A 22,313-nucleotide genomic window follows, 5' to 3' on the forward strand; every position below is an offset into this window, starting at 1 on the left:
CGGGGGGCTCCACTCATGCCATCGACACACCGCTCACCGCTCACCCGGACGCCGGTCCGCCGAACGCCGATCCGCCGGACGGGCCGCGCCGCGCTGGTCGCCGCGCTCCTCCTCACCGCGACCGCCTGCGGCTCCGCCGCCCCGGCCCACGGCGGGGCCGACGCGGCCTCGGCCTCCGCCACGGCGGGCGGCAAGCCGCACCTGCCGGGCGGCCTCCCGTCCGGGCTGCTCGACGGGCTGCCGAAGAACTGGGACGACCTGAAGAAGTGGAAGTTGGACGACTGGGACAAGTGGGCCTCCCAGCACGTCTTCCACAACCCGGTGGTCAAGAACCTCTGGAACGCCGAGAAGATGAAGGCCGCGCAGGCGCAGGACCCGACCCCGCCGAGCGCCCCCGCCGCCCCCTCCCCCGACAGCGGCGGTACCGGTACCGGCGGCAGCGCGACGGCCACCGGCTCCGCGGGCGTCACCGATCCCGACCCGTCCCCGGTCCAGGCCGTCCCGGTGCCGCGCCCCTACACCGACAACGCGGCCTCCGGGAAGGTCTTCACCAGCACGGCGAGCGGCGACGGCACCGGCCAGTGCTCCGCCACGGTGATCGCCGACCCGGCGCACCCGGGCAAGAGCAACCTGGTCTGGACGGCGGGCCACTGCGTGCACCAGGGCAAGGGCGGCGACTGGTACAAGAACATCATCTTCGTCCCCGCCTACAACAGCTCCGGCGCGGCGAGCCAGGGCAGGCACGCCACCCTGGACCAGGTGGCGCCGCTCGGCGAGTGGTGGGCCGACCGGGTCGTCACCTCCCCGCAGTGGATGGCCGAGGGCGGCCACAGCGGCGGCGCGGCCAACCAGTACGACTTCGCCGTGCTGCGGGTCCACAACCCGGACGGCGGCGGCAAGTCCCTGGAGGAGACGGTCGGCTCCGCCGTGCCGGTCTGGTTCAACGCACCGCGCGACCAGCTGAAGGTCTCCGCCTGGGGCTACCCGGCCGTCAAACCCTTCGACGGCCAGGAGCTGGACCGCTGCGACGGCGGCACGCCCGTCCGCCTCTCCTACGACGCCACCCGGCCCCCGATGCTCACCATCGGCTGCACCATGACGGCGGGCGCCAGCGGCGGCGGCTGGTTCGCCCCCATGCCGGACGGCCGGCTCGCCCTGGTCAGCGACACCTCGATCGGCACCGCCGACCACACCTCACTCAGCGGCCCGTACCTGGAAACCGTCGCCCAGCAGGCCCTCGCCTACCTCTCCCAGAAGTAAGGGAGCAAAAAACAGGGGCGCGAGGAACTGCGCGATGCGGAAGGCAACAGGCCGAAGCCTTCCGATCTCGCGCAGTTCCTCGCGCCCCTGGGGTATCCCGTCCTGAACAGCTATCCGAGCGGTGACCCGGTTACTGGGTGACGACCGCGAAGCGCTCCAGCTCGGAGGCGAGCTCCGCGGCGACCTTGGCCCGCAGCAGCGTCCCCTCACCGGTGTGCTCGGTGGAGATCAGCTCGCCCTCGGCGTGCACGCGGGAGACCAGGTCGCCCCGGGTGTACGGGACGAGGGCCTGGATCTCGATGGCCGGCCGGGGCAGCTCGTCGTCGATCAGCTTGAGCAGTTCCTCGATGCCCAGCCCGGTGCGGGCCGAGACCACGATGGCGTGCGGCTCGCGCCGCAGCAGCCGCTGGAGGACGTGCGGATCGGCCGCGTCGGCCTTGTTGATCACGACGATCTCCGGCACGTGCTGGGCGTCGACCGAGACGACCACCTCGCGGACGGCGGCCAGCTGGGTCTCCGGCTCGGGGTGCGAGCCGTCCACCACGTGCAGGATGAGGTCCGCCTCGGCGACCTCCTCCATGGTGGAGCGGAACGCCTCGACCAGGTGGTGCGGCAGGTGCCGGACGAAGCCGACGGTGTCGGCCAGGGTGTACACCCGGCCGCTGGGGGTCTGCGCGCGCCGGACGGTCGGGTCGAGGGTGGCGAACAGGGAGTTCTCCACCAGCACACCCGCGCCGGTGAGCCGGTTGAGCAGGGAGGACTTGCCGGCGTTGGTGTAGCCCGCGATGGCCACCGAGGGGACCTGGTTGCGACGGCGCTCCTGGCGCTTGGTGTCGCGGCCCTTCTTCATGTCGGCGATCTCGCGGCGGAGCTTCGCCATCTTCTCGCGGATCCGGCGGCGGTCGGTCTCGATCTTGGTCTCACCGGGACCACGGGTGGCCATGCCGCCGCCGGACGAGCCGGAGCCGCCACCACCCATCTGCCGGGACAGCGACGCACCCCAGCCGCGCAGGCGCGGCAGCATGTACTGCATCTGCGCCAGCGAGACCTGCGCCTTGCCCTCCCGGGACTTGGCGTGCTGGGCGAAGATGTCCAGGATCAGCGCGGTCCGGTCGACCACCTTGACCTTGACGACGTCTTCGAGCTGGATCAGCTGGCCCGGGGTGAGCTCACCGTCGCAGACCACGGTGTCGGCGCCGGTGGAGGCGACGATGTCGCGCAGCTCCTTCGCCTTGCCCGAACCGATGTAGGTGGCTGCGTCCGGCTTGTCGCGGCGCTGGATCACGCCGTCGAGCACCTCGGAACCGGCGGTCTCGGCCAGCGCGGCGAGCTCGGCGAGCGAGTTCTCGGCCTCCTCCGCCGTACCGTTCGTCCACACGCCGACGAGTACCACGCGCTCCAGCCGGAGCTGGCGGTACTCGACCTCGGTGACGTCCTGGAGTTCGGTGGAGAGACCGGCCACGCGGCGCAGGGCCGCCCGGTCGGTGCGGTCGTACTGGTCGCCGTCGTAGTGCTGCTCGTCGAGGTCCTCGTCGATCGCCGCGAGGTCCTCGTCCATCAGGGCTTCCGCCCTGAGGTCCGTGAGCCGCTTGGCGGACTCGCCGGAGTGGTTGCGGCTGTCGAACGTGGAGGTCATCTTGTCCTTTGCGGTAGGGGGAGGGCCGGCGCGCCGACCGTGCGCCTCGGAGCCGCCCCGCAAGGACTGGGCTACCCCGGGAGGCCCCGATCGACACCGGCACCACTTGCTCCGGTGAACGCGGCGGACCGGCCGTGCATTCCCGTCGATGGTCGCACGCCCGGGCTGACCGGGTCATCCTCATTACCGGCGTGGAATCCGGGCCGGAAGACGTCGTACACCCCGGAGACCCGCAGCATCGCGCGCATCACGGCCGGCAGCGTCCGGGCCGCCGGCAGCTCGATGGTGTAGGTGTGCCGGACCCGCAGCTCCTGCGGCGGCTCGACGGCGGCGGAGATGATGCCGATCCCCTCGGCGGACATCGCGGCGGTCAGGTCGGCGAGCAGCCGGGGGCGGTTGAGCGCCTCGGCCCGCAGGGTGACGCGGTAGCCGGACGGCGGCTCGACGCCCAGGGCCCAGGAGATCCGGACGGCGCCGCGCCCGCCCGCGCGCAGTTGCTCGCCGTCCGGGCAGCCGGTCCGGTGCACGGCGACCGCGCCGCCCCGGATCGGGTAGCCGGTGATCTCGTCCGGCGGGACGGGCGTGCAGCAGCGGGCCAGCCGGACGGCCGCGCCGGGCCGGCCGACGACGGCCACCGGGGATTCGCCCCGTTCGGAGGCGGGCGGGGCGGGCGGCTGGAGCTGGCTGCCTGCCCGGCAGCTCTCCACCACCGGCGCGGCGGCGGGGTGGTCGGCCAGCCAGCGTTCGATGGCCAGCCGCGCGCCCGGCGTACGGACGTGGTCGAGCCACTCGGGCGACGGGCCGGACGGCTCGCCGTTCGGCTCGGTGAGGACCTCCAGCACGTCGCCGTCGCCGAGGGTGGTGGAGAGGGCGACCAGCCGCCCGTTGACCCGGGCCCCCAGACATCGGTGGCCGGTCTCCTCCCCGAGCAGGTACGCCGCGTCGACGCAGCTGGCGCTGGCGGGCAGGTGGAGGGTCGTGCCGTCCTCGGTGACGGCGGTGATCTCGCGGTCGTCGGAGAGGTCGGCGGTGAGGGCGGACCAGAAGGTGTCCGGGTCGGGCGTCTCCTGCTGCCACTCCAGCAGCCGGCTCAGCCAGCCGGGGCGGGCGGGGTCGGTGCGGTCGAGGTCGTCCCCCTGCTGCGGCTCGCCCTGGTGCGGGTCGCCGAGGGCGACCACGCCGAACTCGGCCACCCGGTGCATCGCCCGGGTCCGCACCAGCACCTCGACCACCTCGCCGCCGGCCAGCGCCACGGCGGTGTGCAGCGACTGGTACAGGTTGAACTTCGGGGCGGCCACGAAGTCCTTGAACTCACCGGGCAGCGGTGTCCAGCAGGTGTGCAGCTCACCGAGGACGGCGTAGCAGTCGGCGTTCTCCTCGACCACCACCAGCAGCCGGCCGAAGTCGGCCGGCTGGAGGCCCTGCGGCAGGCCGTCGGAGCCGGCCGCCGCCGTGCGCTTGAGCAGCACCCGGTGCAGCGAGACGCAGTGCCGGGGCCGGACGGTGACGGTGGCGGTGACCCCGGACTCGGCGAGCTGGCGGGTCAGGGCGTCCGCGAAGGGGCGCAGCAGGGCGTCCGGCGAACCCTCGTGGGCGGTCACCAGCGCACGGGTGCGGGCGTACTCCTCCGGGTGGAGGGTGGCGAAGACGATGTCCTCCAGCTCGGCCTTGAGCACCTGGATGCCGAGCCGCTCGGCGAGCGGGATCAGCACGTCCCTGGTGACCTTGGCGATCCGGATCCGGCTGGCGGGCTTCATGTGACGGATCGTCCGCATGTTGTGCAGCCGGTCGGCGAGCTTGATCACCATGACCCGGACGTCGTCCCCGGTGGCGACCAGCATCTTGCGGAAGGTCTCGGCCTCGGCGGCGGCACCGAAGTCGACCTTCTCCAGCTTGGTGACGCCGTCCACCAGGTACGCCACCTCGGGGCCGTACTCCGCGGCGACCTGGTCCAGCGTCACCTCGGTGTCCTCGACGGTGTCGTGCAGCAGCGAGGCGACCAGCGTGGTGGTGCCCGCGCCGAGCTGGGCCAGGATCATCGTCACCGCGAGCGGGTGGGTGATGAACGGCTCGCCGCTCTTGCGCTTCTGCCCCCGGTGGCTGGCCTCGGCGGTGCGGTAGGCCCGGCTCAGCAGCGCCAGGTCGGCCTGCGGGTGGTGTCTGCGGTGTGCCTCGACGACGGGCTCGACGGCGTCCGGCAGCGGTTGGCGGCCGGTGGCGAGCAGGGCCGCGCGCCCGGCCCGGCCGAGGGTGGCCCGGTTGAGCCTGCCCATCGTGCGCTTGGGCTCGACCGGGTGGGCCGCCCTGGGCGGGCCCACCTCCTGACCGGCCTCCAGCTCGGGGCGGATGGTCATCTGAACCTCCGGCAGCCGTCACCGGAGCGACGCCCGACCCGGTGGTCCATGCTACCGAGCACAGCACGTTCCGCGACGCGTTGCTTCCCGTCCGCTACCGGGATCACCCGTACGGGGGGATTCGCGCGTCGCGGAACGGGGCAAAGCGGGACGCTGCTCACGGCAACCGTCTCAGGGGACCCACACACGTACGGGCAACCACCCCAGGGGCACGAGGAACCGCGCAGTTCCCCGCGCCCCCGGAGGCCGACCGCGCAGTTCCCCGCGCCCGCCCGGGAGGGGTGTCAGCGGGGCAGCAGGCCGGGCGCGATGACGCCCTCGGCGACGATCTCGGCCGGGCCGGTCATCTCGACCCGTCCGTCCGGGTGCTCGGCGATCAGCAGGCGGCCGCCCGGGAGGTCGACGGTGTAGGTGGCGGTCTCGCCCGTGACGGCCGGGTCGAGGCCGTCCCGGCGGGCGGCGGCGACGGCCACCGCGCAGGCGCCGGTGCCGCAGGAGCGGGTCTCGCCGGAGCCTCGCTCGTGCACCCGCATGGCGACGTGCCGGGGGCCCCGCTCCACCACGAACTCGACGTTGACGCCCTCGGGGTACGTCCCGGCCGGGGCGGTGAGCGGTGCGGTGTACAGGGTGCCGGCGTGGTCGAGGTCGTCGACGAAGGCGACGGCGTGCGGGTTGCCCATGTTGACGTTCAGGGCCGGCCAGCGCCGCTCCCCCACGGTGACCTCGACGGTGTCGGGGCCGGGCAGCACCGCGCGCCCCATCTCGACGGTGACCTCGCCGGGCGTGCCGTCCGGCCCGTCCTCGGCGACCAGGACCTGCCGCACCCCGGCCCGGGTCGCGACCGCGAACGGCCCCGGCTCCGCCAGGCCGGCCCGGACGAGGTAGCGGGCGAAGACCCGGACGCCGTTACCGCACATCTCGGCGATCGAGCCGTCGGAGTTCCGGTAGTCCATGAACCACTCGGCCCGGTCGGCCTGCGCGGCGGCGGCCGGTTCGGCGGCGGAGCGCACCACCCGCAGCAGCCCGTCCCCGCCGATGCCGGCCCGCCGGTCGCACAGTGCGGCGACCGCTGCCGGGCCGAGGTCGAGGGTGCCGTCCGGGTCGGGGACGATCACGAAGTCGTTCTGGGTGCCGTGTCCCTTGAGGAAGGGCAGGCCCTGGGTAGTCGATGCGCTCACACCGCCGATGGTACTGACCGCCCGGCCGGGCCGGCCGGCCGTCTCAGGCGCGCAGGTGGACGACCCGCCAGACGGCCAGCGCGACGGCCACCAGCACCGCCAGCGTGTAGCTGCCGATGGCGGCCCGGCTGGCCCGCCGGCCGCTGCCGCGCCTCGGCACGCCGGGCCACTTGTACCCGGCCATCCGGGCGGCCATCGCGCCCCAGCCGAGCGAGGCGGCGGTGAGCAGCAGGCCGAGCATCCCGATCATCGCGGAGGCGCGGTCGCCGGAGCCGAAGGCGAGCGGGAAGGCGAACATCAGCGAGCCGAAGCTGGCCAGCAGGACGATCGGCAGGGTCTGCCACCAGCGGAGCCTGCGGCGCGGGCGGATCTCCCGCTCGTGCACCACGCCGGGGGCGAGTTCGGTGAGCGCGGGCATCGCGAGTGCGTACGAGGTGTTCACCATCGGTCCTGACAGGGTGAGTTCGGCGCTGTCGGCACTGTTCGGCAACTGCTCGGTTTCGGGGCCGGTACCCGTCGACACGCGGCCTCCCCTGACGGTTCGACACGAGTTCACGGACTCGCGAACGGTGAGGTCGGCCCCCGCGACCGTCCTCTGATGTTCTCGATGATGGCATGTCCAGGGCCGCCGACAGGGCGTCCCACCGGGAACACGGGTGATCCGTGGCCATGACGTGATGCGGCCGTAACCCCCGGTTCGTCATGCACCTGCAAATGCACCGGCCGATGGCCTGAATCCCTCGCCGGGAGTCCGGATGCCGTCCCGGAGCCCGCCTCAGAGCTGACCGCTGATCAGCTCCAGCGAGCGTTCCAGCAGCTCGGCCGGATCCGCGCCGGACGGACGGGCGAGCCAGTGGATGCGGTCGTCCCGGCGGAACCAGGACTCCTGCCGGCGGGCGAACCGCCTGGTCGCCCGTACCGTCTCGGCCCGGGCCTCGTCCTCGGTGCACTCCCCCGCGAAGTGCGCCAGCACCTGCTGGTAGCCGAGCGCCCTGGGGGCCGTGAGGCCGTCCCGCAGCCCGGCCTTCTCCAGCTCGCGCACCTCCTCCAGCAGCCCCGCCGTCCACATCCGGTCGACCCGGAGCGCGATCCGCTCGTCCAGTTCGGGGCGCGGCACCTGGACGCCGATCTGCACCGTCTCGTAGACGGCGGTGTTGCCCGGCAGGTTCGCGGTGAACGGCAGGCCGGTGATCTCGATGACCTCCAGGGCCCGGACGATCCGGCGGCCGTTGCTGGGCAGGATGGCCGCGGCGGCGGCGGGGTCGAGCCCGGCCAGGCGCAGGTGCAGCGCGCCGGACCCGGACCCGGCCAGCTCCTCCTCCAGCCGGGCCCGGACGGCCGGGTCGGTGCCGGGGAACTCCATCTCGTCGATCGCCGCCCTGACGTACAGCCCGGAACCGCCGACCAGGACGGGGGTGCGGCCCGCCGCCAGCAGCCGGTCGATCTCGGCGCGGGCCAGCCGCTGGTACTCGGCGACGCTGGCGGCCTCGGTGACGTCCCAGATGTCCAGCAGGTGGTGCGGGATGCCGCCGCGCTCCTCCTGGGTGAGCTTCGCGGTACCGATGTCCATGCCCCGGTAGAGCTGCATCGAGTCGGTGTTGATCACCTCGCCGCCGAGCCGGGCGGCGATGGCGACGGCCAGATCGGACTTGCCGGCGGCGGTCGCGCCGACGACGGAGACGACCCGGGGCGGGGTGCTGGACGGGACTGGCTGGGAGCTGCTCACCGGCCAAGTGTCCCAAATGCCCGAGGGACGCGTGTCACGGCAGGCGACCGTGGAAGGATATGGGTGGATTTGAAGTGGTTCGATCCGGTGGCCGCCCGCGAACGACTCGGGCGGTCCGGGCGTTGGACCAGGTGACGCAGCCGACCCGACACAAGGAGACAGCAGCCATGGGCCTGATGGACGACCTCAAGGGCAAGGCCGAGGAGCTCAAGGAGAAGGCCAGCGAACTCGCGGGCAAGCACAACGAGAAGATCGACGAAGTGGTGGACAAGGCCGGCGCTGCGGTGGACAAGGCCACCAAGCACAAGTACAGCGACAAGATCGAGCACGGCACCAGCAAGACCAAGGACGCGGTCGACCACTTCGCCGCCAAGCCCAAGGGCGAGGGCGACGGCCAGGGCCCGGCGGCCTCCTGACCCGCGCGCGACCCGCTCCTGACCAGCTCGTGAGCAGCTCCTGACCAGCTACGTCCAGGAGGCGACGAAGTAGCCGACGCCGTACGGCGCTTCGTCGAAGTGCAGCCGCGCGCCGAGCCCGGCTCCGTGCGCGGCGCCCGCGAGCACCTGCCAGGGCGCCCGGCCGTCGGCGAGCAGCTCGTCCGAGAGCACCGGGTCGAGCGCCGCCAGGGCTTCGGTGTCGGCGGCGGCGAGCGCACGCGCCACCGCCGCGTCGTAGCCCTCGGCGCGCTCGTCCAGGTAGCCGGGCGCCTTCACCGAGCGGCGGGCGCTGCCGTCGCCGAGCACCAGCAGGCCGACCCGGTCGGCGAGCTCGGCCAGGCCCTGGCCGAGGCCGAGCATCCGGCCGGGCGCGGCGTCGGCGGGCACGGCGCACGCATGGGTGGGCAGTGCCGCGCCGGCCCGGTCGAGCAGCCAGGCCCCGACCGTGAGCGAGAGCGGGAGCTCGGGCCCCTCCACCCCTCCGGAGGGCAGCCGGACGGCCAGCTCGACACCGTACCGGTGGAACGACCCGGCCCCGCCCTCGGTCCACACCTGCGGCGCGGGCCCGGTCCCGACCACCACGATCAACTCGGCCCCGGAGGCCAGCAGCCCGCCGACCGCCTCCCCGCAGGCCGCGCGCAGCGGCTCCAGCTCAGGAGCCGCCCCGGCGGCGACCTCGGGCACGAGCAGCGGCGGACAGGGGCAGACGGCGGCGGCGACAAGCATGCGGATCACTCTAGCGAGCAGCTCAGGGTGACCGCTCACAGCAACCCGAACAGGGGCGCGAGGAACTGCGCGCGCAACCGTACACGAACGTCGTGCCCTGGTCGCGCAGTTCCCCGCGCCCCTGTGGGTTCCCAGTTGCGTACGCTCAGTCGCCGCAGCAGCCGCCCGCCGCAGGCGCTGCCGCAGGCGCTGCCGCAGGCGAGGGAGCCCCGATCGTGGGCAGCCCGAGCATCACGCCCGCCGGCTTGGCACCCGCGGGTGCCGCCTGCCGCTTCTCCCAGGCGTCGCCCGCGCGGGTGCGGCGGACGGCGAGGGTCGGGCCCTCCGCGAGGAGGTGGTGCGGGGCCGCGTAGGTGATCTCGACGGTCACCACGTCGCCGGGGCGGACCGGCGAGGCCGGCCGGGTGAAGTGCACCAGGCGGTTGTCGGGGGCCCGGCCGGAGAGCCGGTCCGTCCGGTCGTCCTTCTTGCCCTCGCCCTCGGCGACCAGGATCTCCAGGGTGCGGCCGACCTGCTTCTTGTTCTCCTCCCAGGAGATCTCCTCCTGGAGGGCGATCAGCCGGTTGTAGCGCTCCGTCACCACGGCCTTGGGGATCTGGTCGTCCATCTCGGCGGCCGGGGTGCCGGGCCGCTTGGAGTACTGGAAGGTGAAGGCGTTGGCGAACCGCGCCTCGCGGACGGCGTGCATGGTCTGCTCGAAGTCCTCCTCGGTCTCGCCGGGGAAGCCAACGATGATGTCGGTGGAGATCGCGGCGTCCGGCATCGCGGCCCGGACCTTCTCGATGATGCCGAGGAACCGTTCCTGCCGGTACGAGCGCTTCATCGCCTTGAGCACCTTGTCCGAACCGGACTGCATCGGCATGTGCAGCTGGTGCATCACGTTCGGGGTCTCGGCCATCGCGGCGATCACGTCGTCGGTGAAGTCGCGCGGGTGCGGCGAGGTGAAGCGGATCCGCTCCAGCCCGTCGATCTGCCCGGCGGCCCGCAGCAGCTTGGAGAACGCCTCGCGGTCGCCCAGGTCGGAGCCGTAGGAGTTGACGTTCTGGCCGAGCAGGGTGACCTCGATGACGCCTTCGCCGACCAGCGCCTCGATCTCGGAGAGCACGTCGCCGGGACGGCGGTCCTCCTCCTTGCCGCGCAGCGCCGGGACGATGCAGAAGGTGCAGGTGTTGTTGCAGCCGACCGAGATCGCGACCCAGGCCGCGTACGCCGACTCACGGCGGGTCGGCAGCGTGGAGGGGAAGGTCTCCAGCGACTCCAGGATCTCCACCTGGGCCTGCTGCTCGATCCGGGCCCGCTCCAGCAGGGCGGGCAGGTGGCCGATGTTGTGGGTGCCGAAGACCACGTCGACCCACGGCGCCCTGCGCACGATGGTGTCGCGGTCCTTCTGTGCCAGGCACCCGCCGACGGCGATCTGCATGTCCTTGTTCCGGGTCTTCGCCGGCGCGAGCTGCCCGAGGTTGCCGTACAGCTTGTTGTCGGCGTTCTCGCGCACCGCGCAGGTGTTGAAGACCACCAGATCGGGGTCGCCCTCCTGGCCGGCCTTGACGTATCCGGCGTCCTCCAGCAGCCCGGAGAGGCGCTCGGAGTCGTGGACGTTCATCTGACAGCCGTACGTGACGACCTTGTAGCTCTTGGAATCCTGGCTCGTACCCACGGACCCAAGAGTACGAGACCGCAGTCCGCACCCGGCACCCTCTCCCTTTCCGGGCCCGGGCCTGGCACACTCCAGCGCATGACCTCCACCCCCGGCGCCCTGCTGCGCACTGCGGCCGACAGCCGGCTCTGCCGGGCCGTGGCCGCGTTGCTGCTGGTCGCGGGCGCCGTCGGCGGGTGGTGGCTCGCCTCGGACAGCGCCGGCGGGTACCCCCGGGGGGAGAGCGGCTTCGCGACCGGTGTGCAGAGCGGCGTCTACGACAAGTACGGGCACATGCTGAGCGACTACCTGGCCACCGCGATGCCCGGGGTCCGGCTGCGGCTGGACAGCTCCGAGGGGTCGGTAGACAACTTGGACCGGGTGGCCTCGGGCCAGGACTCGTTCGCCATAGCGACCGCCGACGCCGTCGCCGACTACCACGGCGCCGGCAAGCCCCGGCTGCGGGCCATCGCCCGGCTGTACGACGACTACCTGCAGCTGGTCGTCCCGGCCGGCTCGCCGGTGCAGCGGGCGGCCGACCTCAAGGGGCTGCGGGTCGGGGTGGGCCAGCGCCTGTCCGGGGTGAACCTGGTGACCCGGCGGCTGCTGGCCTGCGCCGGGCTGGACCCGGACAAGGACATCGTCCCCGCGATGCTGGGCGTCGGCGACGCCGCCGACCAGTTGCGGACGGGCAAGCTGGACGCCTTCTTCTGGTCCGGCGGCCTGCCCACCACCGCGCTGACCGACCTCTCCGGCCGGTTCCCGATCCGGATCGTCCCGCTCGGCGACCTGGCCGAGACGGTGCACCAGCAGGAGGGCGGCGGCACCGACGCGTACCGGGCCGCGACCATACCGGCCGACGCCTACCCGAAGGCCTACCCGTCGCAGACCGCCGTGGCCACCCTCGCGGTGCCGAACCTGCTGGTCACCCGGGACGACGTGGACCCGCGCCTGGTGGAGGGGATCACCCGGGCGGTGCTGGACAGCCGGGACGAGATCGGCAGCAATGTGCACGCCGCCCAGCTGGTGGACCTGAGGACGGCCGTCTACACCGATCCGCTGCCCTTGCACGAGGGCGCCCGGCGGTACTACACCTCGGTCAAACCCTGACCCGTGCGCCGACCCGGCCGGGGGGTGACCCGGCCGGGCCTCAGCGCGGCCGCGGGACGGTGAGCCGGACGGCCAGCCCCGTCGGCTCGACGGGGGCGAAGCCGAGCGAACCGCCGCCCGCCAGCAGCAGGGTGCGGGCGATCGAGAGGCCCAGCCCGGAGCCGTCCACGTTCTGGTGCCGGGCGCTGCGCCAGAACCGGTCGCCGACCCGGGCCAGCTCCTCCTCGGTGAGACCGGGCCCGGCGTCGGAGACCGTCACGGTGATCTCCCGCTTGCCGCTCTCGATGCCGAGCCGGACCTGCTCCCCCGCCGGGGTGAACTTGAGCGCGTTGTCGATCACCGCGTCCAGCGCGCTGCCGAACCCGATCGGATCCGCCAGGCCGACGGCCAGCGCCGGACCGTCCCAGTCGAGCCTGATCCGGCGCTGCTCGGCGACCGGCCGCCAGGCGTCGATCCGGCTCAGCACCAGCGCCGTGAGGTCGACCCGCTCGGGCTCGGGCCGGGCGTGTTCGGCGGTCGCCAGGCCGAGCAGGTCGTCCAGCACCCGGGCCAGCCGCAGGCCCTCCTCCCGGACGCCGACGAGCTCCTCGTCGTGCCCCTCGGGGAGTTCCATGCCGAGCAGCTCGACCCGCAGCAGGAGCGCGGCGAGCGGGTTGCGCAGCTGGTGGGAGGCGTCCGCGACGAAGGCCCGCTGCTGGTCCATGGCGAGCAGCACGCTGTCCGCCATGTCGTTGAACGAACGGGCCAGCCGGCGCAGCTCGGGCGGGCCCACGCTCGCCGCGACCCTGGCGTTCATCCGGCCGGTGGAGATGTCGTGGGTGGCCCGGTCCAGGGTCTGGACGGGCCGCAGCACCCAGCCGGTCAGCCGCATGGCGAGCAGGATCGCCGCGATCATGGCGAGCGACTCGCCGCCGCCGAGCAGCAGCAGGCGGTGCAGCACCCGGGACCGCAGCGGCCCGGTCGGGGACTCGGTGAGCACCACCGCGACGACGTCGCCGTCCCGGGTCACCGGGGCGGCGACGGTGAGGGTGCGGTCCGGTGTCCAGGGCCAGACCTGCGCCGGGTTGTGGCTGCGCCGCCCGTCCAGCGCCTCGTGGAACGCCACGTCGCCGGGGCCGCCGTGGGGCGGCTTCCAGTCGTCGGGCGCGATGGCCACCGCGCTGCCGTCCCGGTGGAAGACGCCGACCCGGATGCCGTACAGGTCGTGGTAGCGCGCGGTCTCCTCGGTCAGCACGCGCAGGCGGCTGGTGTCGCCGGGGGCCGGCGCGGGGTCGCCCTTCAGGGCGGTACCCAGGGTGGCCTGGCCCGCGGTGGGCAGGTCCTGGGCGAAGCGCGCCGCATCGTCGATCCGGTCCACCACCACCCGGGTCTGCTCGGCGGCTGCGATGGCGACGGCGAGCGGCACCCCGAGGGCGGCGAGGACGGCGGCCATCAGCGAGAGCAGGATGCCGAGCAGACGGTTGCGCACGTGCGGTCAACGCCCCGTTTCGGAGCCGTCGGCGGTTTCGGCGGACGGCGTGAAAGGGGCGGACGGCGTGGAGGGGGCGGGCAGGGCGGGCTCGGCGGATGCGGCGGGCGCGGGCTGCTCCGGGATCAGCCGGTAGCCGACGCCCCGGACGGCCTCGACCAGGCCGGGCAGCGCCAGCTTGGTGCGCAGCGAGCCGATGTGCACCTCCAGGGTGCGCCCGTTGCCCTCCCAGCCGCTGCGCCAGACCTCGCTGAAGATCTGCTCGCGCCGGTAGACCACGCCGGGGCTCTGCGCGAGCAGGGCGAGCAGGTCGAACTCCTTGCGGGTGAGCGGCACGTCGCGGCCCTGCACGCTGACCCGGCGGCGCTCGCGGTCGATGCTGATGCCGCGCGACTCCAGTGGTCCGGGCTGGGCCGCCTGCTCGTCCGGGCCGGGCTCGGCTCCGGCGGCGACGCCCCGGCGGGCCACGGCGTGGATCCGGGCGAGGAGTTCGCCCATGTCGTACGGCTTGGTGACGTAGTCGTCGGCGCCCAGGTTGAGGCCGTGGATCCGGGAGCGGATGTCCGCCCGCGCGGTGACCATGATCACCGGGACGCCGCTGTGCGAGCGGATCCGGCTGCACACCTCGAAGCCGTCCCGGTCCGGCAGCCCGAGGTCGAGCAGCACGACCCGGTACGGCTCGCTGCCGTCCGGCACCAGCGCGTCCAGCGCCTCGTGCCCGCTGCGGGCGTGGCGGACCTGGAAGCCGTGCCGGCTCAGCACCGCCACCAGCGCGGCGGCGACGCGTTCGTCGTCCTCTACGAGGAGCAAGCGCATCCCGGCCTCCTTTCGTCGGCTGTCCCAGCCTGTCGGGGCTCCGGGTGGGGGCCCGGTCCTGCGGAGTATTGTCCAGTCCGCGCGTCCTGTCACGGGGCCACCGCCCCGCGGACGCGCTCACGGACCGTGTGGGGGCGGTGTGGCCGGATCGTGATGCTCAAGTTCCGCTCAGATCGGCAGACGTGACATGGTCAGGCCTTCTAGGGTCGGCCCACCGGGGGCTGCGGGCTCCGCCGGCTCTCGGCCCCCGGACCAGCAGCAGCCAGGACCAGCAGCACCAGCACTGTGGCCCGAGGGAGTTCACCCGGGGTCAGACACGAGGGAGCCAGCCGCGATGACCGAGACGACCGTGAGCGACTCGAAGGCCGCCCCTCTGGTGGTGCTCAGCGGCGTCAACAAGCACTTCGGGGCGCTGCACGTGCTGCAGGACATCGATCTGGAAATCGCGCAGGGCGAGGTCGTGGTGCTGATCGGGCCGTCCGGCTCCGGCAAGTCCACGCTGTGCCGCACGATCAACCGGCTGGAGACGGTCGACTCCGGGACGATCACCCTGGACGGCCGCCCGCTGCCCGCCGAGGGCAAGGAGCTGGCCAGGCTCCGGGCCGAGGTCGGGATGGTGTTCCAGAGCTTCAACCTCTTCGCGCACAAGACCGTGCTGGAGAACGTGGTGCTCGGTCAGGTAAAGGTGCGGAAGATCCCGCGCGCCGAGGCCGAGCAGACCGCGCGCGAGCTGCTGGAGCGGGTCGGCGTGGCCGCGCAGGCGGACAAGTTCCCCTCGCAGCTCTCCGGCGGCCAGCAGCAGCGGGTCGCGATCGCCCGCGCGCTGGCCATGAACCCGAAGGTGATGCTCTTCGACGAGCCGACCTCCGCCCTGGACCCCGAGATGATCAACGAGGTCCTGGAGGTGATGCGCTCGCTCGCCGCCGAGGGCATGACGATGGTGGTGGTCACCCACGAGATGGGCTTCGCCCGCTCCGCCGCCAACCGCGTGCTCTTCATGGCGGACGGCAGGATCGTCGAGGAGAACACCCCCGAGGCCTTCTTCACCGCGCCCCGCAGCGACCGCGCGAAGGACTTCCTTTCCAAGATCCTGCACCACTGAGCAGCCCGCTGATCCAGCGTCAGCAGCGATCCCGGGGCCGTGCCGCACCCGCCGCCCGGCCCGTCGGCCGGTGCGCGCTGCCGCGCCTGCCCGGACCCAGCCCTGAACTGCCCGGTTGAACCCGTGGCCAAGACCGAGGAGAACAGCCCCTCATGAGGACTCGTCGTACCATCGCCGCCGCCATGTCGGTGCTCGCGCTGACCGCCGTCGCCGCCTGCGGCAAGAGCGGGTCGCCGAGCGCCGCGCCCGCCGGCGCCCCTCAGCTCCCGACCTACCAGGTGAACACCGCCTTCAAGCTGGACGCCTCGCCGACCTGGGCCAAGGCCAAGAAGGCGGGCCACCTGACCATCGGTGCCAAGGCCGACCAGCCGTACCTCGGCTTCGAGGACCTGACGACCAACACCCGCAACGGTTTCGACATCGAGATCGCCAAGATGGTCGCCGCCGACCTGGGCTTCACCCCGGACCAGATCACCTGGAAGACGATCGTCTCCGCCAACCGCGAGACCGCGATCGCCAACGGCCAGATCGACTACTACGTCGGCACCTACACCATCAACGACAACCGCAAGAAGCAGGTCGCCTTCGCCGGGCCGTACTACGTGGCCGGCCAGGACCTGCTGGTGCTCAAGAGCAACACCGACATCACCGGCAAGGAGTCGGTCAAGGGCAAGACCGTCTGCTCGGTGGCCGGCTCCACCTCGATCGGCCGGATCAACGACCTCGGCGGCAAGACCGTCACGTACGACACCTACGCGCAGTGCGTGGACAAGCTGCTCACCAGCGAGGTCGACGCGGTCACCACCGACGACACCATCCTCAAGGGCTTCGCCGCCAAGAACCCCGGCAAGCTCAAGGTGATCGGCCAGCCGTTCTCGCAGGAGCCGTACGGCATCGGCCTGGCGAAGGGCGACGCGACGCTCCAGGACGCGATCAGCAAGGCGCTCAAGGCGCACGAGGACAACGGCGACTGGAAGAAGGCGTACGACGCCACCCTCGGTCTCTCCGGCTCCGCCGCCGCGCCGATCCCCGCCCTCGCCACCAACTGATCCGGGTCTGACAGCCCCTTAAGAATCGAGAGGAGGGCCGCCGGCATGGGCGTAGTCTTCGACCACGGCAACTTCACGCTGTTCCGCGACGCCTTTCTGCGGACGGTCGAGCTCAGCGCGGTCAGCGCCGTGCTCGCACTGCTGCTCGGAACCCTGCTGGCGGCCTTCCGGGTCTCCCCGGTGCCGGCACTGCGCGTGTTCGGCACCGTCTGGGTGAACATCTTCCGCAACACCCCCCTGACGCTGCTCTTCATCGCGGTGAACTTCGGGCTCCCGCAGCTCGATGTGCACTTCTCCCCCTTCGTCTTCGCGATCTTCGCGCTCAGCGCCTACACCGGCAGTTTCGTCTGCGAGGTGCTGCGCGCGGGCATCAACACCGTCCCGCTGGGCCAGGCCGAGGCCGCCCGCAGCCTGGGGATGACGTTCGGCCAGAGCCTGACCCAGGTGGTGCTGCCGCAGGCGGCCCGGACGGTGCTCTCGCCGCTCAGCAGCGTGTTCATCGCCCTGCCGAGGAACTCGGCCATCGCGGGCGCGTTCAGCGTCCCCGAGCTCTACAGCCTGCAGCAGACGCTGAGCGAGAGGGGTTACGCGATCTTCGCGATCTTCTTCTGGGTGGCACTCGCCTACCTGGCGATCAGCGCGACCGTGGGCCTGCTGTTCCGTGTCCTGGAGAACCGACTGGCGGTGGCCCGATGAGCTCTTCGAGTGTCCTCTACGACGCGCCCGGCCCCCGGGCCAAGGCCCGCTACCGGGCGTTCGGCGTGCTGTCCGTGCTCGGGATCGCCGGGCTGCTCTGGTACGCGTACGACAGCCTGGCCGCCACCCACCAGTTCTCGGCCGCGATGTGGGACCCGTTCCAGTACACGGCCATCCAGCAGCTGATCCTCAACGGCCTGCTGGACACCCTGAAGGCGTTCGGCCTGGCCGCGGCGTTCTCGCTGGTGCTCGGCTCGCTGCTGGCCGCCGGGCGCCTCTCGGACCACCGGCCGGTGCGGGCCGTGGCGACCGCGGTCGTCCAGTTCTTCCGGGCGATGCCCCTGCTGATCATGATCTTCGCGCTGTACCAGTCGGTGTTCACCACCTCGCCGCTCTGGGCCCTGGTCACCGGGCTGACGCTCTACAACGGCGCCGTCCAGGCCGAGATCATCCGCAGCGGCGTCAACGCGGTGCCGCGCGGGCAGGGTGAGGCCGCGTACGCGCTCGGAATGCGCAAGACCCAGGTGATGACCACCATCCTGGTGCCGCAGGCCGTCCGGTCGATGCTCCCGGCCATCATCGGCCAGCTGGTCGTCACCCTCAAGGACACCTCGCTCGGCTTCGTGATCACGTACGGCGAGCTGCTCTACGCGGGGAAGCTGATCGCCAGCAACACGGCCACCCCCGACGGCTATCCGTACGTCCCCGTGGTCCTGGTGATCGGCCCGATCTACATCGGCATGTGCCTGCTGCTCACCGCTCTGGCAAAGTGGATCGAGGCGCGCGGCCGCCGCGGCGCGAACCGGCGCACACCTGCCGCTGCTTGACGGACACGCAGGTGATCTGTTGCATTGCTCTTCGTGACACCACCCGGACAGGCCCCATCAGTACCTGACGCCGCATCGGCTGTTCCGTCCGTGCGTCCGGAGGCCCTGCCGTGGACCCGGTGATCGTGGTCGGGGCCGGGCCGGTCGGCCTGGCCCTGGCACTCGCGCTCGCCCGGCACGAGGTGCCGACCGTCGTCCTGGACGAGGGCGCCGGCGTCTGCCCGGAGGGCCCGCGCAGCGTGGTGCTCGGCACCGACACCACCGCGCTGCTCGGACGGCTCGGCTACCTCCGGGCCGCCTCGGACGCCGCGCGCTGGGACGCCTTCACGGTCTGGCGCCGCCGCTCCGAGGTGCTGCGGCTGCCGCTCGACGAGGACCCGGTGCTCCACCTGCCGCAGCACCGCCTCCAGCGCGGCCTGCGGGACGCCGTCACCGCGACCCCGCTGATCCAGCTGGTCCCGCTCAGCCGGGTCACCGAGCTGGAACAGGACCGGGACGGCGTCAGCGTCCGTACCGACCACGCCAAGGACGGCACCCGGACGTGGTGGCGCGGCAGCCACCTGGTCGGCTGCGACGGCGCCCGCTCCACCGTGCGCAAACTGCTCAAGGTCCGCTTCCCCGGCCGGCCCGCCGTGGACCGGCACGCCGTCGCCACCGTCCGGGTCGAGCTGCCCTTCGGCGGCGAGGCCCGCGTGCACCGCGAGCCGCCGTGGCGCGGCGACCGCGAAGCCTCCGCCCGCCCGCTGCCGGACGGGCTCTGGCGGCTCGACTGGCGGCTGCCCCCCGGCCGCCCGGCCCCCACCACACCGGTGGACCCGCACGCCACCTGGCCCGGGGTCGTCACCGGGGACACCCTGCTCGCCCGGGTGAAATCGACCCTGACCGGCTGGTGCGGCGAACTGCCCGCGTACGACCTGCTCGCCGCCGCCGACCACACCGCCCAGCAGCGTCTCGCCGCCCGCTTCCGGGTCGGCCGCTGCTTCCTGGCCGGCGACGCCGCGCACCTGCACGGCGCGCTCGGGATGCAGAACCTGGTCGACGGCCTCCGGGACACCGACAACCTCTCCTGGCGCCTCGCACTGGCCTGGCACTTGCACGCCGGCGGCCCGCAGCCCGGCGGTTCGCTGCTCGACGGGTACGAGGCCGAGCGGCGCGGCGCGGTCGGCGCGCGGCTGCGCGCGGTCGACCAGAGCATGCCGCTGCTGCGCCCGCTGCGCGGCTGGCAGCACACCCGGCGCTCACTGCTCACCGGCTCGTTCCGCAAGCACGCACCGCTGCTGGCGGACGGCCAGCTCGGCACCGGCCGGTTCGGCGGCGCACCCGCCTACCCGGCCGCTCCGTCCGGCGTCCCCGGGCGCGTCCCCGTCCAACGCGGAGCCGGCCGGGGCACCGCCCTCACCGAGACGCTGCCCGCCACCGCCCCCGGCGTGCTCGTCCCGGACGTACCCGTGGTCACCACGGACGGCTCGGCGGACTCGCTGCGGGCCCGGCTCGGGGCCGGCTTCCTGCTGCTGCTGGTCGCGCCCGGCACGGCCGTCTGGTCCTCGCAGCACTGGCTCGGCGCGGGCCTGATGCCCCGGCTGGCCGAGGTCGCCGCCGCGCTGCCCGTCCCGGCGGAGGTCCTGGTCACCGAGGCCTACCCCGGCGCCGACCCGCACACCGTCCTGCTGATCCGCCCCGACGGCCACCTGGTCGGCACCACCCAGGGCTGCCACGCCGAAGACCTCCAGGACCTCGCCGACCGCGCCCGTGGCGGCCCTTCGCCCCTGGCCGACGCGGAACCGGCCGGCTGAGGGCACCCGCCAGAGGCGCGTGGGGCCCCGTCGTGGGGGCCCCTGTCGTGGGGGCCCCGTCGTGGGGCCCACCCGGAGGGCCGCGTCAGCGGGCGAACTCCGTGGCCCGGCTCTCCCGCACCACGGTGATCCGGATCTGCCCCGGATACGTGAGCTCGTCGGCGACCTGCTTCGCCACCTCGCGGGCGATCACCTGGGCCCGCAGGTCGTCCACCAGCTCGGGCTGGACCATCACCCGTACCTCCCGCCCCGCCTGCATCGCGAACACCTTGGAGACCCCGGCGTGCGCGCCCGCTATCTCCTCCAGCCGCTCCAGCCTCCGCACGTACGACTCCACCGACTCCCGGCGCGCCCCCGGCCGCCCGGCCGAACACGCGTCGGCGGCCTGCGTGAGCACCGCCTCCACCGTGCGAGGCTCCACCTCGCCGTGGTGCGCCTCGATCGCGTGCACCACCTCGGCGGACTCGCCGTGCCGACGGGCGAACTCCGCGCCGACCGCCGCATGGCTGCCCGCGACCTCGTGGCTCATCGCCTTGCCGATGTCGTGCAGCAGCGCGGCCCGCGCCACCAGCCCGCGGTCCACCCCCAGCTCGGCCGCCATCATCCCGGCGATGTGCGCGGACTCCACCAAATGCCCGAGCACGTTCTGCCCGTACGAGGTGCGGTACCGCAGCGTGCCGAGGGTCCGCACCAGCTCCGGCTGCATGGTGTCGAGCCCGGTCGCCAGCAGCGCGTCCTCGCCGGCCCGGACGCACAGCCGCTCCACCTCGGCCCGGCTGCGCTCGTGGATCTCCTCGATCCGGGCCGGATGGATCCGGCCGTCCGCGACCAGCGCCTCCAGCGTCAGCCGGGCCGTCTCCCGGCGGACGGGGTCGAAGCAGGAGAGCTGGACGAGCCCCGGGGTGTCGTCGACGATCAGGTTCACGCCGGTGACGGCCTCGAAGGCCCGGATGTTGCGGCCCTCGCGGCCGATGATCCGGCCCTTCAGGTCCTCACTGGCCAGCGGGAAGGAGGTGATGACCGCCTCGGCGGTCTGCTCGCCGGCGAGACGCTGGATCGAGCCCACGATGATCTCGCGGGCCCGCTGCTCCCCCTCGGCCTTCGCCCGCCGCTCGATCTCCCGGACGGCGACGGCGGCCTCGCGCTCGGCCTCGGCCTCGGCCGCCCGCACCAGCTCGGCCCTGGCCTGGCCCACGGTCAGCCCGGCGGCCAGCTCCACCGCCCGGAGCCGCTCGCTCTCCAGCCGCCGCGCCGCCGCTCGCAGGGTGTCCAGCTCGGCGGCCCGCTCGGCGAGTTCCGCCTCCCTGGTGCGCAGCCTGGTCAGTTCCTCGGTGAGCCGGTCCTCCCGGCGGTCGAGTTCAGCCCGCAGCTGGGCGGCCTGCGCCTCGGACCGCTCACGGGCCCGGTCGGCCTCGGCGGTGGCCCGGCGCTGGGCGGCCCGCCACCGGCGGATCATCAGCCAGCTGGCGGCCAGGACCACGCAGAGCACCCCGGCCAGTCCGACGGAGGCCGCCGATCCGACGGTCATCGCGATCTTCATCCGGCGCCACTCCCCATCCCTGCACGCTCCGGTGCCCCGGCGCGCGGGTCGCGGCTGCCGCGTGGTCGGAGTGGTCCCTCACTGCTTGTGATCTCTCACTGCCTGTGAGGCTAGGCGCAGGTTACGAAACGGTCAAGATGCGATCGAGACTTGACACTTCACTGCTCGGACTCTTCCCAGAACGGGCCTCACCAGTCCTCCACAGCCTCCTCCGGGTCCTCACCCTCGGCGTCCAGCGCGGCCCGCACCACCTGGAAGGCCAGGCCCTCGGAGTAGCCGCGCCGCGCCAGCATCCCGACCAGCCGACGCGTGCGGACCTGCCGCTCCAGACCGGCCGTCGCCCGGAGCTTGCGGTCGACCAGAGCCCGGGCCGCCTGCTCCTCGTCCTCGGAGTCCACCTGTGCGACGGCCCGCTCCACCAGCTCGCCGGCCACCCCACGGGTCCGCAGCTCCTGCGCCAGGGCGCGGCGGCCGAGCCCCCGGACGGCGTGCCGGGACTCGACCCACGCCTCGGCGAACGCCGCGTCGTCGATCAGCCCGACCTCCTCGTAACGGTTCAGCACCTCCTCGGCGACCTCGTCCGGGATCTCGCGCTTGCGCAGCGCGTCGGCCAGCTGCCGCCGGGTCTTGGCCGTCCCGGTCAGCAGCCGCAGGCAGATGTCGCGGGCCTGGGCCGCCGGATCGACGGGTTGCTGGGCCCGTTGCGGTGCCCGTTGCTGTGTGCGCTGCCGGGACCGCTGCTCGGGTTGCCGCTCGGATTGCCGCTCCGCCCGGGCGGCCCGGCGCGGCTCGCGGGCGGGCTCGGGCAGCGGTTCGCCGAGCGGCTCGGCGGCGCCGAGCCGCTCCTCCTCGACGGCCGTCCGCCGACGGCGACGGCCGACAGGCAGCTCGGAGGCCCGGACGACCTCCAGCCGCTCCACTCCCGGCCGCTCCGGGGCCGGCTGCTCCGGCTGCCCCTG

General features: G+C 73.2%; 19 protein-coding genes. 8 read left to right on the forward strand and 11 right to left on the reverse strand.

The genetic code is table 11. The features are described 5' to 3' along the window. Positions 1-15: 15 nt before the first annotated feature. Entirely contained in the window at positions 16-1,260 is a 1,245-nt protein-coding gene (locus ABD330_RS19375; protein WP_344466726.1) for a trypsin-like serine peptidase, read from the forward strand. A gap of 130 nt (positions 1,261-1,390) precedes the next feature. Here ABD330_RS19375 and hflX read toward each other — a convergent pair whose 3' ends face one another. From hflX to miaA, 5 genes are all read right to left on the reverse strand, one after another. Next, positions 1,391-2,896: a GTPase HflX gene (gene hflX, locus ABD330_RS19380; protein ID WP_344466728.1), complete on the reverse strand. Its 1,506-nt coding sequence runs from the start codon at positions 2,894-2,896 to the stop codon at positions 1,391-1,393. Positions 2,897-2,967: 71 nt separating this feature from the next. Further along, the gene (locus tag ABD330_RS19385) at positions 2,968-5,250 is read right to left on the reverse strand and encodes a RelA/SpoT family protein (RefSeq protein ID WP_425555581.1); all 2,283 of its coding nucleotides are present in this window, start codon (positions 5,248-5,250) and stop codon (positions 2,968-2,970) included. Between the two features lie 284 nt (positions 5,251-5,534). Then, positions 5,535-6,428, reverse strand: a complete 894-nt coding sequence (gene dapF / locus ABD330_RS19390; RefSeq protein ID WP_344466730.1) for a diaminopimelate epimerase — start codon at positions 6,426-6,428, stop codon at positions 5,535-5,537. Between the two features lie 43 nt (positions 6,429-6,471). After that, positions 6,472-6,951, reverse strand: coding sequence for a hypothetical protein (locus ABD330_RS19395; protein ID WP_344466732.1), 480 nt, complete (start codon positions 6,949-6,951; stop codon positions 6,472-6,474). Positions 6,952-7,203: 252 nt separating this feature from the next. After that, positions 7,204-8,154: a tRNA (adenosine(37)-N6)-dimethylallyltransferase MiaA gene (gene miaA / locus ABD330_RS19400; RefSeq protein WP_344466734.1), complete on the reverse strand. Its 951-nt coding sequence runs from the start codon at positions 8,152-8,154 to the stop codon at positions 7,204-7,206. A 167-nt stretch (positions 8,155-8,321) separates the two neighbouring features. Here miaA and ABD330_RS19405 point away from each other — a divergent pair, with 167 nt between their 5' ends. Beyond that, positions 8,322-8,570, forward strand: a complete 249-nt coding sequence (locus ABD330_RS19405) for an antitoxin (protein WP_344466736.1) — start codon at positions 8,322-8,324, stop codon at positions 8,568-8,570. A 48-nt stretch (positions 8,571-8,618) separates the two neighbouring features. Here the strand turns inward: ABD330_RS19405 and ABD330_RS19410 are convergent, their stop codons facing one another. Continuing rightward, a complete protein-coding gene (locus tag ABD330_RS19410; RefSeq protein ID WP_344466738.1) occupies positions 8,619-9,317 on the reverse strand; it encodes a class III extradiol ring-cleavage dioxygenase family protein in 699 nt (232 codons plus the stop codon). A 145-nt stretch (positions 9,318-9,462) separates the two neighbouring features. Then, positions 9,463-10,974, reverse strand: coding sequence for a tRNA (N6-isopentenyl adenosine(37)-C2)-methylthiotransferase MiaB (gene miaB / locus ABD330_RS19415; protein ID WP_344466740.1), 1,512 nt, complete (start codon positions 10,972-10,974; stop codon positions 9,463-9,465). Positions 10,975-11,052: 78 nt separating this feature from the next. On the opposite strand from miaB, the gene ABD330_RS19420 reads away from it, so the two are divergent. Continuing rightward, positions 11,053-12,063, forward strand: a complete 1,011-nt coding sequence (locus ABD330_RS19420; protein WP_344466743.1) for a TAXI family TRAP transporter solute-binding subunit — start codon at positions 11,053-11,055, stop codon at positions 12,061-12,063. A 40-nt stretch (positions 12,064-12,103) separates the two neighbouring features. Here the strand turns inward: ABD330_RS19420 and ABD330_RS19425 are convergent, their stop codons facing one another. Continuing rightward, entirely contained in the window at positions 12,104-13,531 is a 1,428-nt protein-coding gene (locus tag ABD330_RS19425; protein ID WP_344466745.1) for a sensor histidine kinase, read from the reverse strand. Between the two features lie 6 nt (positions 13,532-13,537). Next, positions 13,538-14,347, reverse strand: a complete 810-nt coding sequence (locus tag ABD330_RS19430) for a response regulator transcription factor (protein ID WP_344466747.1) — start codon at positions 14,345-14,347, stop codon at positions 13,538-13,540. Between the two features lie 334 nt (positions 14,348-14,681). Between ABD330_RS19430 and ABD330_RS19435 the strand changes: the two genes are divergently transcribed. The 5 genes from ABD330_RS19435 to ABD330_RS19455 all read left to right on the forward strand — a co-directional run bounded on the left by ABD330_RS19435 (position 14,682) and on the right by ABD330_RS19455 (position 19,814). Then, positions 14,682-15,449, forward strand: coding sequence for an amino acid ABC transporter ATP-binding protein (locus ABD330_RS19435; protein WP_425555582.1), 768 nt, complete (start codon positions 14,682-14,684; stop codon positions 15,447-15,449). 152 nt (positions 15,450-15,601) lie between these two features. After that, complete coding sequence (locus ABD330_RS19440) at positions 15,602-16,498, forward strand: glutamate ABC transporter substrate-binding protein (protein ID WP_344466749.1); 897 nt, start codon at positions 15,602-15,604, stop codon at positions 16,496-16,498. Between the two features lie 45 nt (positions 16,499-16,543). Continuing rightward, a complete protein-coding gene (locus tag ABD330_RS19445) occupies positions 16,544-17,194 on the forward strand; it encodes an amino acid ABC transporter permease (protein WP_344466751.1) in 651 nt (216 codons plus the stop codon). Next, the gene (locus tag ABD330_RS19450) at positions 17,191-18,021 is read left to right on the forward strand and encodes an amino acid ABC transporter permease (RefSeq protein ID WP_344466753.1); all 831 of its coding nucleotides are present in this window, start codon (positions 17,191-17,193) and stop codon (positions 18,019-18,021) included. Before ABD330_RS19445 ends, ABD330_RS19450 begins: the two co-directional genes overlap by 4 nt. Before the next feature lie 110 nt (positions 18,022-18,131). Continuing rightward, positions 18,132-19,814: an FAD-dependent monooxygenase gene (locus ABD330_RS19455; protein WP_344466755.1), complete on the forward strand. Its 1,683-nt coding sequence runs from the start codon at positions 18,132-18,134 to the stop codon at positions 19,812-19,814. A gap of 85 nt (positions 19,815-19,899) precedes the next feature. Here the strand turns inward: ABD330_RS19455 and rny are convergent, their stop codons facing one another. Both rny and ABD330_RS19465 read right to left on the reverse strand, forming a co-directional pair. Continuing rightward, positions 19,900-21,354: a ribonuclease Y gene (gene rny / locus ABD330_RS19460; protein ID WP_344466757.1), complete on the reverse strand. Its 1,455-nt coding sequence runs from the start codon at positions 21,352-21,354 to the stop codon at positions 19,900-19,902. Between the two features lie 188 nt (positions 21,355-21,542). Continuing rightward, on the reverse strand, positions 21,543-22,241 hold the full coding sequence (locus ABD330_RS19465; RefSeq protein ID WP_425555586.1) for a regulatory protein RecX: 699 nt from the start codon (positions 22,239-22,241) through the stop codon (positions 21,543-21,545). Positions 22,242-22,313 lie beyond the last annotated feature (72 nt).

The sequence above is a fragment of the Kitasatospora kazusensis genome, assembly GCF_039529945.1.
In the GTDB taxonomy this organism is placed as follows: Bacteria; Actinomycetota; Actinomycetes; order Streptomycetales; family Streptomycetaceae; genus Kitasatospora; species Kitasatospora kazusensis.

Bases quoted from the DNA above. Each gene is read 5' to 3' on its own strand.
- ABD330_RS19375 (WP_344466726.1), top strand. From the start codon at position 16: ATGCCATCGACACACCGCTCACCGCTCACCCGGACGCCGGTCCGCCGA.
- hflX (WP_344466728.1), bottom strand. From the start codon at position 2,896: ATGACCTCCACGTTCGACAGCCGCAACCACTCCGGCGAGTCCGCCAAG.
- ABD330_RS19385 (WP_425555581.1), bottom strand. From the start codon at position 5,250: ATGACCATCCGCCCCGAGCTGGAGGCCGGTCAGGAGGTGGGCCCGCCC.
- ABD330_RS19405 (WP_344466736.1), top strand. From the start codon at position 8,322: ATGGGCCTGATGGACGACCTCAAGGGCAAGGCCGAGGAGCTCAAGGAG.
- ABD330_RS19410 (WP_344466738.1), bottom strand. From the start codon at position 9,317: ATGCTTGTCGCCGCCGCCGTCTGCCCCTGTCCGCCGCTGCTCGTGCCC.
- ABD330_RS19420 (WP_344466743.1), top strand. From the start codon at position 11,053: ATGACCTCCACCCCCGGCGCCCTGCTGCGCACTGCGGCCGACAGCCGG.
- ABD330_RS19430 (WP_344466747.1), bottom strand. From the start codon at position 14,347: ATGCGCTTGCTCCTCGTAGAGGACGACGAACGCGTCGCCGCCGCGCTG.
- ABD330_RS19435 (WP_425555582.1), top strand. From the start codon at position 14,682: ATGACCGAGACGACCGTGAGCGACTCGAAGGCCGCCCCTCTGGTGGTG.
- ABD330_RS19440 (WP_344466749.1), top strand. From the start codon at position 15,602: ATGAGGACTCGTCGTACCATCGCCGCCGCCATGTCGGTGCTCGCGCTG.
- ABD330_RS19445 (WP_344466751.1), top strand. From the start codon at position 16,544: ATGGGCGTAGTCTTCGACCACGGCAACTTCACGCTGTTCCGCGACGCC.
- ABD330_RS19450 (WP_344466753.1), top strand. From the start codon at position 17,191: ATGAGCTCTTCGAGTGTCCTCTACGACGCGCCCGGCCCCCGGGCCAAG.
- rny (WP_344466757.1), bottom strand. From the start codon at position 21,354: ATGAAGATCGCGATGACCGTCGGATCGGCGGCCTCCGTCGGACTGGCC.